The 12340-nt window shown below is 63.7% G+C and carries 13 protein-coding genes and 1 riboswitch; of the genes, 7 read left to right on the top strand and 6 right to left on the bottom strand.

Annotation, left to right across the window (positions count from 1 at the left end; genetic code table 11):
- The first annotated feature begins 38 nt into the window (after nucleotides 1–38).
- Nucleotides 39–926, top strand: coding sequence for a DUF1194 domain-containing protein (locus AC0L16_RS16105; protein ID WP_473621877.1), 888 nt, complete (start codon nucleotides 39–41; stop codon nucleotides 924–926).
- Nucleotides 927–1008: 82 nt separating this feature from the next.
- Here AC0L16_RS16105 and metW read toward each other — a convergent pair whose 3' ends face one another.
- A complete protein-coding gene (gene metW, locus AC0L16_RS16100; RefSeq protein WP_292403596.1) occupies nucleotides 1009–1623 on the bottom strand; it encodes a methionine biosynthesis protein MetW in 615 nt (204 codons plus the stop codon).
- A 58-nt stretch (nucleotides 1624–1681) separates the two neighbouring features.
- On the bottom strand, nucleotides 1682–2851 hold the full coding sequence (gene metX, locus AC0L16_RS16095; RefSeq protein ID WP_473621875.1) for a homoserine O-acetyltransferase MetX: 1170 nt from the start codon (nucleotides 2849–2851) through the stop codon (nucleotides 1682–1684).
- A 119-nt stretch (nucleotides 2852–2970) separates the two neighbouring features.
- Nucleotides 2971–3048: riboswitch (SAM riboswitch) on the bottom strand.
- A gap of 171 nt (nucleotides 3049–3219) precedes the next feature.
- Between metX and hisC the strand changes: the two genes are divergently transcribed.
- Both hisC and AC0L16_RS16085 read left to right on the top strand, forming a co-directional pair.
- A complete protein-coding gene (gene hisC / locus AC0L16_RS16090) occupies nucleotides 3220–4329 on the top strand; it encodes a histidinol-phosphate transaminase (protein WP_473621874.1) in 1110 nt (369 codons plus the stop codon).
- 6 nt (nucleotides 4330–4335) lie between these two features.
- Nucleotides 4336–5271 carry a prephenate/arogenate dehydrogenase family protein gene (locus AC0L16_RS16085; RefSeq protein ID WP_473621872.1) on the top strand — a complete coding sequence of 312 codons (936 nt, stop codon included), beginning with the start codon at nucleotides 4336–4338 and terminating at the stop codon, nucleotides 5269–5271.
- A 45-nt stretch (nucleotides 5272–5316) separates the two neighbouring features.
- On the opposite strand, the gene AC0L16_RS16080 is transcribed toward AC0L16_RS16085, so the two are convergent.
- Both AC0L16_RS16080 and AC0L16_RS16075 read right to left on the bottom strand, forming a co-directional pair.
- Nucleotides 5317–6240 carry a sugar kinase gene (locus tag AC0L16_RS16080; protein WP_473621871.1) on the bottom strand — a complete coding sequence of 308 codons (924 nt, stop codon included), beginning with the start codon at nucleotides 6238–6240 and terminating at the stop codon, nucleotides 5317–5319.
- 53 nt (nucleotides 6241–6293) lie between these two features.
- On the bottom strand, nucleotides 6294–7292 hold the full coding sequence (locus tag AC0L16_RS16075) for a DUF2125 domain-containing protein (RefSeq protein WP_473621870.1): 999 nt from the start codon (nucleotides 7290–7292) through the stop codon (nucleotides 6294–6296).
- Between the two features lie 117 nt (nucleotides 7293–7409).
- Here AC0L16_RS16075 and AC0L16_RS16070 point away from each other — a divergent pair, with 117 nt between their 5' ends.
- The 3 genes from AC0L16_RS16070 (at nucleotide 7410) to AC0L16_RS16060 (ending at nucleotide 9771) form a co-directional block, all read left to right on the top strand.
- Nucleotides 7410–7943 (top strand): gamma-glutamylcyclotransferase, encoded by a 534-nt coding sequence (locus tag AC0L16_RS16070; protein ID WP_473621869.1) that lies wholly within the window; start codon nucleotides 7410–7412, stop codon nucleotides 7941–7943.
- Nucleotides 7944–8057: 114 nt separating this feature from the next.
- Nucleotides 8058–9005: an aldo/keto reductase gene (locus AC0L16_RS16065; RefSeq protein ID WP_473621868.1), complete on the top strand. Its 948-nt coding sequence runs from the start codon at nucleotides 8058–8060 to the stop codon at nucleotides 9003–9005.
- A 148-nt stretch (nucleotides 9006–9153) separates the two neighbouring features.
- Nucleotides 9154–9771 carry a LysE family translocator gene (locus tag AC0L16_RS16060; protein WP_473621867.1) on the top strand — a complete coding sequence of 206 codons (618 nt, stop codon included), beginning with the start codon at nucleotides 9154–9156 and terminating at the stop codon, nucleotides 9769–9771.
- A gap of 26 nt (nucleotides 9772–9797) precedes the next feature.
- Here the strand turns inward: AC0L16_RS16060 and AC0L16_RS16055 are convergent, their stop codons facing one another.
- Nucleotides 9798–10592, bottom strand: coding sequence for a lysophospholipid acyltransferase family protein (locus AC0L16_RS16055; protein WP_473621866.1), 795 nt, complete (start codon nucleotides 10590–10592; stop codon nucleotides 9798–9800).
- A gap of 80 nt (nucleotides 10593–10672) precedes the next feature.
- The gene (locus tag AC0L16_RS16050; RefSeq protein ID WP_473621864.1) at nucleotides 10673–11584 is read right to left on the bottom strand and encodes a LysR family transcriptional regulator; all 912 of its coding nucleotides are present in this window, start codon (nucleotides 11582–11584) and stop codon (nucleotides 10673–10675) included.
- 118 nt (nucleotides 11585–11702) lie between these two features.
- On the opposite strand from AC0L16_RS16050, the gene AC0L16_RS16045 reads away from it, so the two are divergent.
- Complete coding sequence (locus AC0L16_RS16045) at nucleotides 11703–12335, top strand: pyridoxamine 5'-phosphate oxidase family protein (protein ID WP_473621862.1); 633 nt, start codon at nucleotides 11703–11705, stop codon at nucleotides 12333–12335.
- The last annotated feature ends 5 nt before the right edge of the window (nucleotides 12336–12340 follow it).

Here is a 12340-nt window from a genome sequence, read left to right as displayed (position 1 = left end):
GCTTGACGCGCTGAAAGCGCGTCCCGGTGAAGAGATTCATGCGACACGCTTTGAGTTTTTGTTTCGATGCTTGTCGATACCCCAAGACCGCTGCGCGCTTTTGGGCGACCTGCGTCAGCCTGCTTGCCTGCCTTGCCCGTGCCCAGGCAGCACCTTTGGCCGCGCCTGCCGACACCATTGCCGTGGACGTCGAACTGGTGCTGGCGGTCGACATCTCGCACTCGATGGACGAAAAGGAATTCGCCCTGCAGCGCGCCGGCTATGTCGAGGCGCTGCGCCACCCCGACTTCATCAATGCGGTGCGTTCGGGTGTGACCGGACGCATTGCGCTGGCCTATTTCGAATGGGCAGGCACCGTCCGCGACGATGCGGTCATTGCCTGGCAGGTCATCGACAATGCCGAGAGCGCCGAGGCATTCGCCGACAAGATCGAGGCGCGCCCGTTCAGGAGCTTTCGCGGCACCTCGATTTCCAGTGCGCTCGCCTTCGGCGCCAAGCTTTTGGATGGAGCCGCCTTCGACGCGACGCGCAGCGTCATCGACATTTCAGGCGATGGCCCCAACAATATCGGGATTCCGGTCACCACGACACGCGACGCCGCCGTGGCAAGAGGCATCGTCATCAATGGCCTGCCGATCCTGATCAGCCCGTCGCCCAGCTACAGCCATCTCGACCAATACTATGCCGAGTGCGTCACAGGCGGGCCAGGCTCCTTCGTGCTGCCGGTCTATGCCGCTTCGGAATTCGTGACCGCCATACGCCGCAAGCTGGTCCTCGAGGTCAGCGGTGTTGCCGATCCCAATGCCGGTCCCAATGCCGATTCCGGATCCGTCCCGGTCGATACGGCAGCACCGGTCGACTGTTTGCAAGGCGAGCGCGGTCGGCGGTTTTTCTCGGATCCGTATTTCCCGGAACTTGATCGCTAAACCTTGATGAATGGCGATCAGTCCTGGATGGTCTCCGGACTGAGGCAGGCGAGCGCCATATTGGCCGAAGAAGCGACGGCCGTTATCGCCTCAACAAAAACACCGCCTGCTGGCCAAAGAAATTCCAGAACCACCATGGCATCGAGAGGCCGATTTTCTGGCCATTGGCGTCGAGCGCGGTTGCCTTTTCCACCGTTGCGCCAAGCTCCTCGCAGAGATTGACGAAGTCGCGGATGGTGCAGAAATGGATGTTGGGCGTGTCGTACCAGGAATAGGGCAGGTCCTTGGTCACCGGCATCCGCCCTTCGACGAACAGCGAAAGACGCACCCGCCAATGGCCGAAATTGGGGAACGAGACGATGGCGTGCTTGCCGATCCTGAGCAATTCGTCGAGCACCAGCTTCGGGTTGCGGGTCGCCTGCAAGGTCTGCGACAGGACGACGAAATCAAAACCCTTGTCGGGATAGAATTTGAGGTCCTTGTCGGCGTCGCCCTGGATGACGGACAGGCCGCGCGCCACGCATTCGTTGACGCCGCGCTGCGACAGCTCCATCCCGCGGCCATCGACCTGCTTCGTCGCCTGCAGCAATTCGAGCAGCAGACCATCGCCGGAGCCGACGTCCAGCACCCGCGACTGCGGCGGGATGAGATCGGCGACGACTTCGAGGTCGACGCGCTGGGCGTGGTTGACACTCATGATCTTGGCTTTTGATTGGCGCATGATGCCAGTCCGGAAAGCCTGCAATCTTTCGGGGTCATGCGCTGAGCCCCCTGGCGCGGGCCGCCGAGGCGATGAAGCCGTTGATGGCGGCGAACAACTCCGGTTCGTCGAGCAGGAAGGCGTCGTGGCCGCGATCGGTCTCGATCTCGACGAAGGACACCGAGGCGCCGGCGGCGTTCAGCGCATGAACGACCGAGCGGCTCTCCTCGGTCGGGAACAGCCAGTCGCTGGTGAATGAGACCAGGCAGAAACGGGTCTTGGTGCTGGCAAAGGCGTCGGCGAGCCGGCCGCCATGGTCGGCGGCGAGGTCGAAATAGTCCATCGCCCTGGTCATGTAGAGATAGGAGTTGGCGTCGAAGCGGTCGACGAAGGTCATGCCCTGATGGCGCAGATAGCTCTCGATCTGGAAGTCTGCGTCGAAACCGAAGGTGAGCGCTTCACGGTCCTGCAGGTTGCGGCCAAATTTCCGGTGCAGGGCCGCCTCCGACAGATAGGTGATGTGAGCGGCCATGCGCGCCACGGCCAGTCCCTTTTCCGGGCGCTTGCCCTGCTCGAAATATTTGCCGCCATGCCAGTCGGGATCGGCCATCACCGCTTGCCGGCCGACCTCATGGAAGGCGATGTTCTGCGAGGAATGGCGCGCGCCGGTGGCGATCGGCAGCGCCGAGAAAACGCGCTCCGGATAGCTCGACGCCCATTGCAGCACCTGCATGCCGCCCATCGAGCCGCCGAGCACCGAGAACAGCTTTTCGATGCCGAAATGGTCGACCAGCATCAGCTGCGCCCGCACCATGTCGCGGATGGTGATGATCGGCAGGTCGAGCCCGTAGGGCTTGCCGGTGGCGGGATTGGTAGAGGCGGGGCCGGTCGAGCCGAGGCAGCCGCCGATGACGTTCGAGCAGATGACGAAGAAGCGGCTGGTGTCGATAATCTTGCCGGGGCCGATCAGCACTTCCCACCAGCCCGGCTTGCCGGTCACCGGATTGGTGCTGGCGACATGCTGGTCGCCGGTCAGCGCATGGCAGACAAGGATGGCGTTGGAGCGGGCGTCGTTGAGCGTGCCGTATGTCTTGTAGGCGATCTGGAACGGCGACAGCAGTGTGCCGGCATCGAGCTTGAGCGGCTTGTCGGCGCCGAAACGCAACACCGGGCTCGACGGCTCGACGGCCTCGTTGTTGGTTCTTTTCGTGTGCAGCGCGACCATCGCATCCTCTTACATCAACCCATCGCGTTTTCCGAAAGTCGATTGCGATTTTCGGATCGATGCGACTGTCCGGCCGGCTGCGGACAACTAAAAACCGGCATTGCCTTCGCAAAGCCGGTTACTGGATGCAAACGGCCCTTTAGCGAGTTGTTTAACGTGGCTGCAAGCCGACCGGCCAAATCACCACGGGATTTCGCCTTTCTTTAGGACCGGCGCGCCGCGGCGTCAACGGCCAGTCACGCACGATCATTGCCGCCTCTCGACATTCCGGGCCACGGCTTGTATTTCCGCGGCGGCTTCCAGTGTGGCGGATTCGAAATTCGCATCGCGTTGGAGCAGCGGAAGCGTTCTCGACGGATTTTTGCAATATGAACCAGGCATCGGATCAGGCACGTCCAACGCCCCGCGCGGGGATCATGGACATCGAAGCCTATGTGCCGGGCAAAAGCACGGCGCCAGCCGGCGTTGCCAAGGTCCACAAACTGTCGTCGAACGAGAACCCGCTCGGCCCCTCGCCGAAGGCGATAGAAGCCGCGCGCGACGTCGCGGCCAAGCTCGACATCTATCCCGACGGCACCGCAAGGCGCCTGCGGGAGGCAATCGCCGAGGTGCATGGCCTCAACCCGGCGAACATCGTCTGTTCCAATGGTTCCGACGAGATTCTTGGCCTGCTTGCGCAGACCTATCTCGCGCCCGGCGACGAGGCTGTGATCACCGAGCACGGCTTCATGGTCTATAAGATCTACATCCAGTCGGCAGGTGCTGTCCCGGTCTCGGTCAAGGAAACCAATGAACGCGCCGACGTCGATGCGATCCTCGCTGCGGTGACGCCGCGTACCAGGATCATCTTCCTCGCCAATCCCAACAACCCGACCGGCACCTATTTGCCGTTCCAGGAGGTGCGCCGCCTGCATGCCGGCCTGCCTCGAAACGTGCTTCTGGTGCTGGATGCAGCCTATGCCGAATATGTCCGCCGCAACGACTATGAAGCCGGCGTCGAACTGGTGGCTGGTGCGGAAAACGTGGTCATGACCCGCACCTTCTCCAAGCTTGGCCTCGGTGGCGCGCGGATCGGCTGGATGTACGCACCGATGCATGTCATCGACGCGATCAACCGCGTGCGGGGTCCCTTCAACGTCAACGCGACGGCGATCGAGGCCGGCATTGCCGCGATCCGCGACCGCGCCCATGTCGAGCGCAGCGTGGCGCATAACGAGACCTGGCTGACCTGGGTGAGTGAGGAGTTGACCAGGCTCGGACTGCGGGTGACGCCGAGCGTCGGCAATTTCGTCCTCATCCACTTTCCCGAGGACCAAAAGCGTTCGGCGGCGGCTGCGGACGATTACCTCTGCGCGCGCGGCTACATATTGCGGCGCGTTTCCGGTTACGGCTTCCCGAATGCGCTGCGCATGAGCATCGGCACCGAAGAGGCCAATCGCGGCGTTGTCGCCGCCCTCGCGACATTTCTGAAAAGCTAGAACACCATGACATCACCGATGTTCGAAAAGATCGCGCTGGTCGGCATCGGCCTGATCGGCTCGTCGCTGGCCCGCGTCATCCATCGCGACGGCCTCGCCGGTCACGTCGCCATCGCGACGCGCAGCGAAACGACACTGGCGCGGGCGCGCGAACTCGGCCTCGGCTCCTCTTACACGACTGACGCGAAACAGGCGGTCGGCGATGCCGACCTGGTCATCGTTTCGGTGCCGGTCGGCTCTTCGGGCGAGGTCGCCGAGGAAATCGCACCGGCGCTGAAGCAGGGCGCCATCCTCACCGATGTCGGCTCGACCAAGGCGTCGGTCATTGCGCAGATGCAGCCGCATGTGCCTGCCGGCGTGCATTTCATTCCCGGCCATCCGCTGGCCGGCACTGAAAAATCGGGTCCGGACGCCGGCTTTGCCGAATTGTTCGAAAACCGCTGGTGCATCTTCACGCCGCTACCCGGCACCGATCCCGAGGCGCTGGCAAGGCTCTCGGAATTCTGGCGCCGCTGCGGCTCCAACATCGACACGATGGATCCCCAGCATCACGACATGACGCTGGCCATCGTCTCGCACCTGCCGCACATCATCGCCTATAACATCGTCGGCACCGCCGACGATCTGGAGTCGGTGACCAAGTCCGAGGTCATCAAATATTCGGCCTCTGGCTTTCGCGACTTCACGCGCCTTGCCGCTTCCGACCCGACGATGTGGCGGGATGTCTGCCTGCACAACAAGGATGCCATCCTCGAAATGCTGGCGCGGTTCTCGGAGGATCTGGCCTCGCTGCAGCGGGCGATCCGCTGGGGCGACGGCGAAAAGCTGTTCGACCTGTTCACCCGCACCCGCGCCGTGCGCCGCTCGATCATCGAGGCTGGCCAGGACATCGACGTGCCGGACTTTGGCCGACAGGCGGTGGAACATCCGGCCAAGGGATAGAGCATCGGACCCGTGCCGGTTTCGCTTTGAAAGCTCGCCGCGCGCTCAGTCCGGCCAGTGAGCCGCCATCATCGCCAGTGTCTCGGCCCTGTCCGGCGCGCCCAGCCTGCCGCCGAAGCGCAGGCATTTGAGCGCGGCGGCGGCGCTGGCAAAGCGCAATGTCCGTTCGATCGGCATGGCCTCGGCCAGCCCGACGGCAAAGGCGCCGTGAAACACGTCGCCGGCGGCAAGCGTATCCACTGCCTTGATGCTTGGCGCCGCGACATGGCGCACCGACGCCAACGAGCGGTCGAACCACCAGCTTCCCGCTGCGCCGCCAGTCACCGCGACGAATGCATCGGTGCGTCTGGCCAGCGCTTCACAGGCCTCCTGCGGGCCTTGCTCCTCACCGCAGAGGATGAACGCCGCCGGCTCCGACGCGACGATATGCGTGGCGAGCGGAAACAGCCGTTCCAGCACGGCCCGTGGCGCGGTGTCGGCGTCGAGTATGGCTGGACGGCCGATTGCGCGCGCCGCCATCAGGGCCAGAGCTGCCGCGCCCGGCCAGCGCACGTCGACCAGGACGGCGTCGAATGCGGTGAGATCCTGAATGGGGAGCGCTTCGGGGTCGGCCTGGGCGAGCTTGTCATAGAACGGAACGATGATGCGCTCGCCATGCGTGTCGACCAGGATGGCCGACAGTGCCGACCGCGCGCCGGCGACGCGCCGGACAAAGTTGCAATCGACGCCTTCGGCCTCGATGCCGGCGACCAGCTGATCGCCGACGAGGTCGTCTCCCGCGCTCGCCCACAGCGATACGTGCGCGCCGAGGCGGCGTGCGGCGCAGGCAGCGCTCGAAGCCATGCCGGAGGCGATCTGGACGCCGTCGGCCGCGATGAACTTGCCCTGACGCGCCGGAAGCGTGTCGACGCGAAGGATCGTATCGAGCGTCAGCGCGCCAACACTCAGGAGCTTCACCGGGCGGTTCATCTATCTTCCTGTTTGGCCATGGTCTTTCCGAGCTGGAGGTTCGCAATCATCGCCTAATCGACCGGCTCGATGCTGCCCAGCGGGATAAAACCGAGCGAGGCCTTGCCCTTGACGATCTTCAGCGGCATCGACGGTTCGTTGCCAAGCAGCGCCAGCCCGGCAAAGCCTGTTTTGATCTGGCTCTTCTGCTCAGGAATGGCTTTGCCGAGGATTGCCGCCACCGCCTTCGGATCGCTGAGCCTGATCATCAGGTCGGCGTCGATCAGCCCGTCGGCATCGACCAAAACCGGTCCTGAAACGGTGACGCGCGCGCTCCCAGACGACAGATCGAGCTTGCCGATATCCACTGCCTGGCCGCGCAGGCTCTCTGTTTGTGTCTTGATCAGCGCCACGCCGTTCTTCAGCGTCACCTCGCCGCCGCCGTCAAGCGGCGGCAGCACGCGGCCATCGATCGCCCCCGGATCGATTTCGAGATCGGTAAAACTCCCGGCATAGTCGATGTCCTGGCCGTTCGGACGCAATTCTCCGGCCGCTGTCCCAGCGCTGAACAGCTCGACCGGGTCTGAGCCATCGGCCGGATCGGTCTGGGCGGACAGAGCCTCTGCCTCCAGTGAAACGCGGCGGGGCAGGGGCCAGGACAGTTTGACGTTCGCTCGCAGATTGTCCCAATCGATCCACAGCGGCGCCATCCCTGGCACGGCGGTCCTGAGCGGCCCGCGCAGGTCGGCGCCAGGCGCCAGGATCTGGGTAATGTGCGCGACTGCTTTGAGGCTGCCGAGCGAAGCGGCGACGTTCCTGGTGTCGTCCTGATAAGCCAGACTGTCGCAGGAAACGGCGAAGCTCAAGGGATAGCCGTTGACCGTGAGATTGGCGCAGTCCGCCTCGATGCCATTGCCGTTGAGCTCGGCCACCGCCTTGCCGGCTTCGCTCTTGACCTTGTCTGCCAGGTAAAACCAGCCGGCGCTGTAGAGGCCGAACAGCACGACGATGAAAACGCCGAGCCAGAACAGCCGGCGGAGAAAATTCGGCGGGCGTTCGTCATTTGACGTCATGCTGCGGCTCTCGTTGGCGCGTGTTGCACAGGTGTCGTTTCCGGCAAGATCGGGTAGACGGAGACGGATTCTAAAAAACACCGATTCCAGTGCGGTGCTGCAACCAGGCTTGGCGATATGGGCGATTTTTGGGTTTTTGGCTACGGCTCGCTGATCTGGCGGCCGGGATTTGCGCATGTCGAGACGCGACGCGCCCGCCTTCATGGCTACCGCCGCTCGCTGTGCGTCTACTCCTTCGTGCATCGCGGCACGCGCGAACGGCCCGGCCTGGTGCTCGGCCTCGACCGTGGCGGCTCCTGCATCGGGCTGGCTTTCCGCGTCCCCGGCGATCTGCGCAACGAGGTCATCACTTATCTGCGCGAGCGCGAGCTGGTCACCAATGTCTATCTAGAGCGCATGCTTAGCATTCGCCTCGACAATGACGCTACGAACGGCGAGAGGGTCTCGGCGGTCGCCTATGTCGTCGATCGCGCCCACGAGCAATATGCCGGCGCGCTCGATGCTGCCGATGCGGCGAGCGTCGTTCGCGGCGCCGTCGGGCAGTCGGGAAAGAATGAGGACTACGTGCTCAGCACGCTGGAGCACCTCGAAGCGCTGGGCATCCGCGACCATTGGCTGGAAGAGGTAGCGAAACGGATCGCGCCTTTGTGAAGCGCTGGTCGGTGGAAAAGTCGGCCGGCCCTTTGACGCCGGTACGGCCCGCCATAGGTTAAGCCGGTCACGGGGCTTTCGCCCGCCTCTTTCCATTCCCCACGGAGATCAGTCTTGCAGAAACGTCGTCTCAGTCAAACCGACCTGTCCATCGCACCACTGGTTCTGGGCGGCAACGTCTTCGGCTGGACCGCCGACGAGAAAACCTCTTTCGACCTGCTCGACCGGTTCGTCGGCACCGGCCTCAACGCCATCGACACCGCCGATTCCTATTCGCGCTGGCTCCCCGGCAACAAGGGCGGCGAATCCGAAACGATCATCGGCAAATGGATGAAAAGCCGCGGCAATCGCGACAAGGTCGTGGTGATAACCAAGGTCGGGTCGGACATGGGACAGGGCAGGAAAGACCTCTCCGCCGGCTATATCGAAAAGGCTATCGATGCGTCGCTGAAGCGGCTGCAGACCGATGTCGTCGATCTCTATCTGTCGCACTGGCCGGACCCGGCCACCCCTTACGAGGAAACGCTCGGCGCCTACCAAAAGCTGCTCGACAAGGGCAAGATCCGCCATGTCGGCGCCTCCAATCTCGATGCCGGCCAGTTGCGCGCCGCGCTCGACGTGGCAAGCCTGCGCGGCCTGCCGCGCTATGCGGTGCTGCAGCCGGAGTACAATCTCTACGATCGCGCCTCTTTCGATGGGCCGCTGCGCGATCTGTGCATGGCCGAGGATGTCGGCGTCATCACCTATTTCAGCCTCGCCAAGGGGTTTTTGAGCGGCAAGTACCGCAGCCAAGCCGATCTCGGCAAAAGCGCGCGTGGCGACGACGTGAAGGGCTATCTCAACGCGCGCGGCATGCGCATCCTGGTGGCACTCGACGCCGTGTCGGCGCGTCACTCGGCCAAGCCGGCGGAAGTGGCGCTCGCCTGGGTGATCGCGCGGCCCGGAGTCACCGCGCCGATCGCCAGCGCCACGACGCTGGACCAAGTCGACAGCCTCGTCCACGCCGCATCATTGGAGCTTAGTCCGGACGATATTGCCGAGCTCGACAGCGCGAGCGCATAGACGCCAGCGCGAAGCGGCGGCTTGATCAAACAGCAGCCAAGAACCGTGAGCGGCCTGCGCCGGAAAGGCTCCCTGCACGATCGTTCAAGACGCCCTGGTGTGCCCTGCCATACCGTTGCCGGCATCGCGCTTGGATACTGGTATACAGATGTCCGAACAGGTCTTTTCCCATCCGGAACTATGGCAGCAATTGCTCGCGCTTGTGCTGGCATCGGCGGTCGTAATGGGCAGTCCGGGGCCGGCGACGATAAGCGTCACCGCCGTTGGCGCCGCCTTCGGCCTGCGCGATTCGCTCCGCTACGCCTCGGGCATCATTCTTGGTACGGTCGCCGTGCTTTTGGTCGTGGCGACGGGCATTACGGCCATGCTCGCCTCTGTGCCGACGCTCACACCGCTCCTGGCGGTGGCATCCGCAGCCTACATCCTCTACCTCGCCTTCAAGATAGCAACGGCCCCGCCTCTGGCAGCGCGTACCGGCGGGGCGGCACGTCCCACATTCCTCGGCGGGTTTCTTCTGGCCGTCGCCAACCCGAAAGCCTATGTGGCGATTGCCGCCGTATTCGCCGGCACGTCGTCCGCCGGTGAGCTCGATGCAGGTCTCAAGCTGGCGGTCCTCGCTTCGATGATCGTCGCCATCCATGTCCTGTGGCTTCTCGCCGGGGCAGCATTTGCGCGCTTCCTGCGCAAACCGCTGGCCTCGCGGATCATCAATCTGACGTTCGCGGCGACACTGGTTTTGACCACGGCGCTGGCTGTGATTCCCTAGGGGATACTGCCGACCAAGCAGATGGTTCAGGCCAGGGTATCGGAGCCAAGTTCCCTCAGCCGCTTTACCGCCGTCGGCGGCATTGGCGGCGGCTTGGGCGCCTGGGACGCCTCGATGAGCAGCTGGTCGCAGGCGGCTTCCGTCTCGCCGATCAGCCGTTCCATGAATTCCTCCTTGCCCAACCCCCCCGGGATCGGCGGCAGGAAGCGCGCCTTGATCGTGCCGGGATAGCGGAGGAATTTCCGCCGCGGCCAATAGAGGCCGGCGACATGGGCGACCGGCACCACCGGAATGCCAAGCTGGGTATAGAGCTCGACGATGCCGTATTTATAGGCCGGCTCGTCGCCCGGCGCCCGGCGCGTGCCCTCGGGATAGATGATCAGCTGGCGGGGATTGCGCGCCAGCTCCTGCCTGGTCGCGGCGACCACCGCTTTCAGCGCCTTCGAGCGGCTGCCGCGGTCGACCGGGATCATCCGCATTTTCAGGATGTACCAGCCGAAGAACGGGATCCAGGTCAGTTCCCGCTTGAGGATATAGATCGGATCTTGCAGGAACGGGAAGAAGGCGATCGCGTCCCAGAAGGACTGGTGCTTCGGCGCCAGGATGAATGAACCCTCGGGCAGGTTTTCCTGGCCGGTGATCTCGCTTTTGGTGCCGGCGATCTTGTCATAGAGCCACATGCTGGTGTGTGACCAGAATTTCGGCACGAACCAGGCGCGGTGGCGCGGCGACAGGAAATAATACGGGGTCCAGAGAATCATCTGGACGATCAGATTGACGTAGAAGACGAGGTTGAACGCCAGCGAGCGGACATAAAGCATGCAGGAAAGAGCCCGGTGAGGAGGTGTGCGTTGGTTACACCAAGCGCGGGCAAAAAGGAAACGGTGCGATGGCGCGTTCTTCAGGCCTGCGACGTCGCTTGCAGCAGCCGTTTCTTCAGGCGTGGGGCGGCGAAATCGAGGAACGCGCGCAGTTTCACCGGCAGCAGGCCCTGGCCGGCATGCACGAGATTGACCGGCCATGGCTGCGGCTCGAATGCCTCCAGCACGGTGCGGAGGGTGCCCGACTGCACTGCAGCTGCGATCTGGTAGGAAAGCACGCTCGTCAACCCGGTGCCGGCAATCGCGGCATCGATCGCCGCTTCCGCGGTGTTGACCCGAAGCCGTGAGCGGATCGGAACGGTGAGGTCGGTCTTGCCCGTAGCAAACGTCCATGCGCCTGGAGCGGTGAGCCCCTCGAAGGTGACGCAGTTGTGTGCTGCGAGGTCTTTCGGCGTCTTCGGCGTGCCGTGGTCGGCCAGATAGGCCGGGCTCGCGCAAACAACGCGCCGAATCGAGCCGATGCGGATGGCCACCAGGCTGGAGTCGGGAAGCTGGCCGATGCGGACGGCGAGATCGATGTGCTCCTCGGTCAACTGGGTTATCCGGTCCGCAAGCATCAGCCGAATAGCCACGTCGGGGTAGGCGGCGAGAAAGCCGGTGACGACCGGCAGCACATGCAGGCGGCCAAAGACGATCGGTGCGGTGATGATCAGTTCGCCTGTCGGGGCGCTGTATTCGCCGGCGGCGGTCCGCTCGGCCTCGCCGACCTCGTCGAGAATGCGATGGCAGGCGGCGAGGTAGGCGTGACCTGCGTCGGTCAGCGTCAGCTGCCGCGTCGAGCGGTTCAGAAGACGCGTCTTCAGATGCCGCTCCAGGTCGGAGACCTTGCGGCTGACCGTTGCAAGAGGGATGCCGAAACGGCGCCCAACGGCCGAAAGGCTGCCGGCCTCCACCGCGGCGACGAAAAGCGACATGGCCTCGAGGCGATCCATACTTCTCCCAGAAAATGGAAGGATTCTTTCCATTTATGCCATCTGCATCCGGAACATGGAAGGCATTATCTCTTCGCGGGCTATGGCTCGCAGTTCTGCTTCAAAGGAGGCCTTTTCCATGAATGCTCACGTCTTCACCAGCGATGTCGCCTTTACGCCAACCGTCAAGGCGATTCAGGCCCGCAAAGGCTCACGCGAGGCCTATGCCCGCGTCGAGGAGCGCGGCGGCTGGCAAGCTGATATCACGCCCGATCTCGCCACCTTCATCGAGGCGCAGACCAGCGTCTTGCTGTCGACGGCCAATGGTGAGGGCCAGCCCTACATCCAGCATCGCGGCGGGCCGGCCGGCTTCCTCAAGGTGCTCGACGAGCGGACGATCGGCTTCGCCGATTTCTCCGGCAACAGGCAATTCATCACCCAGGGCAATCTGGACGACAACCCGCGGGCTTTCCTGTTCCTGATCGACTATGCGCATCGGCAGCGCATCAAGATCTGGGGCAGCGCGCGGGTCGTCGAACAGGACGCCGAACTGATGGCGAAGCTGATGCCTGAAGGCTACAAGGCGCGCCCGGAGCAGATCATCCTGTTCACGGTTTCGGCCTGGGATTCCAATTGCCCGCAGCACATTCCACAGCGTTTCGAAGCGGCCGATGTGGCGGCGGCGCTGGCCGAGCGGGACAAGCGTATCGAACGTCTCGAACGCGAAATCGCGCAACTGCGTAGCGCCTCAAGCGCCACGCTCAAGGAATGATACCG

The organism is Mesorhizobium sp. WSM4848 (genome assembly GCF_055811375.1).
The sequence above is the reverse complement of the archived record's forward strand: the minus strand, read 5'-3'. Positions and strand labels throughout refer to the sequence as shown.

Excerpts from the sequence above, each read along its gene's own strand:
- AC0L16_RS16060 (WP_473621867.1), top strand. The coding sequence starts at position 9,154 with ATGTCCGAACAGGTCTTTTCCCATCCGGAACTATGGCAGCAATTGCTC.
- hisC (WP_473621874.1), top strand. The coding sequence starts at position 3,220 with ATGAACCAGGCATCGGATCAGGCACGTCCAACGCCCCGCGCGGGGATC.
- AC0L16_RS16045 (WP_473621862.1), top strand. The coding sequence starts at position 11,703 with ATGAATGCTCACGTCTTCACCAGCGATGTCGCCTTTACGCCAACCGTC.
- AC0L16_RS16055 (WP_473621866.1), bottom strand. The coding sequence starts at position 10,592 with ATGCTTTATGTCCGCTCGCTGGCGTTCAACCTCGTCTTCTACGTCAAT.
- AC0L16_RS16070 (WP_473621869.1), top strand. The coding sequence starts at position 7,410 with ATGGGCGATTTTTGGGTTTTTGGCTACGGCTCGCTGATCTGGCGGCCG.
- metW (WP_292403596.1), bottom strand. The coding sequence starts at position 1,623 with ATGAGTGTCAACCACGCCCAGCGCGTCGACCTCGAAGTCGTCGCCGAT.
- AC0L16_RS16050 (WP_473621864.1), bottom strand. The coding sequence starts at position 11,584 with ATGGATCGCCTCGAGGCCATGTCGCTTTTCGTCGCCGCGGTGGAGGCC.
- AC0L16_RS16085 (WP_473621872.1), top strand. The coding sequence starts at position 4,336 with ATGACATCACCGATGTTCGAAAAGATCGCGCTGGTCGGCATCGGCCTG.
- metX (WP_473621875.1), bottom strand. The coding sequence starts at position 2,851 with ATGGTCGCGCTGCACACGAAAAGAACCAACAACGAGGCCGTCGAGCCG.
- AC0L16_RS16080 (WP_473621871.1), bottom strand. The coding sequence starts at position 6,240 with ATGAACCGCCCGGTGAAGCTCCTGAGTGTTGGCGCGCTGACGCTCGAT.
- AC0L16_RS16075 (WP_473621870.1), bottom strand. The coding sequence starts at position 7,292 with ATGACGTCAAATGACGAACGCCCGCCGAATTTTCTCCGCCGGCTGTTC.
- AC0L16_RS16105 (WP_473621877.1), top strand. The coding sequence starts at position 39 with ATGCGACACGCTTTGAGTTTTTGTTTCGATGCTTGTCGATACCCCAAG.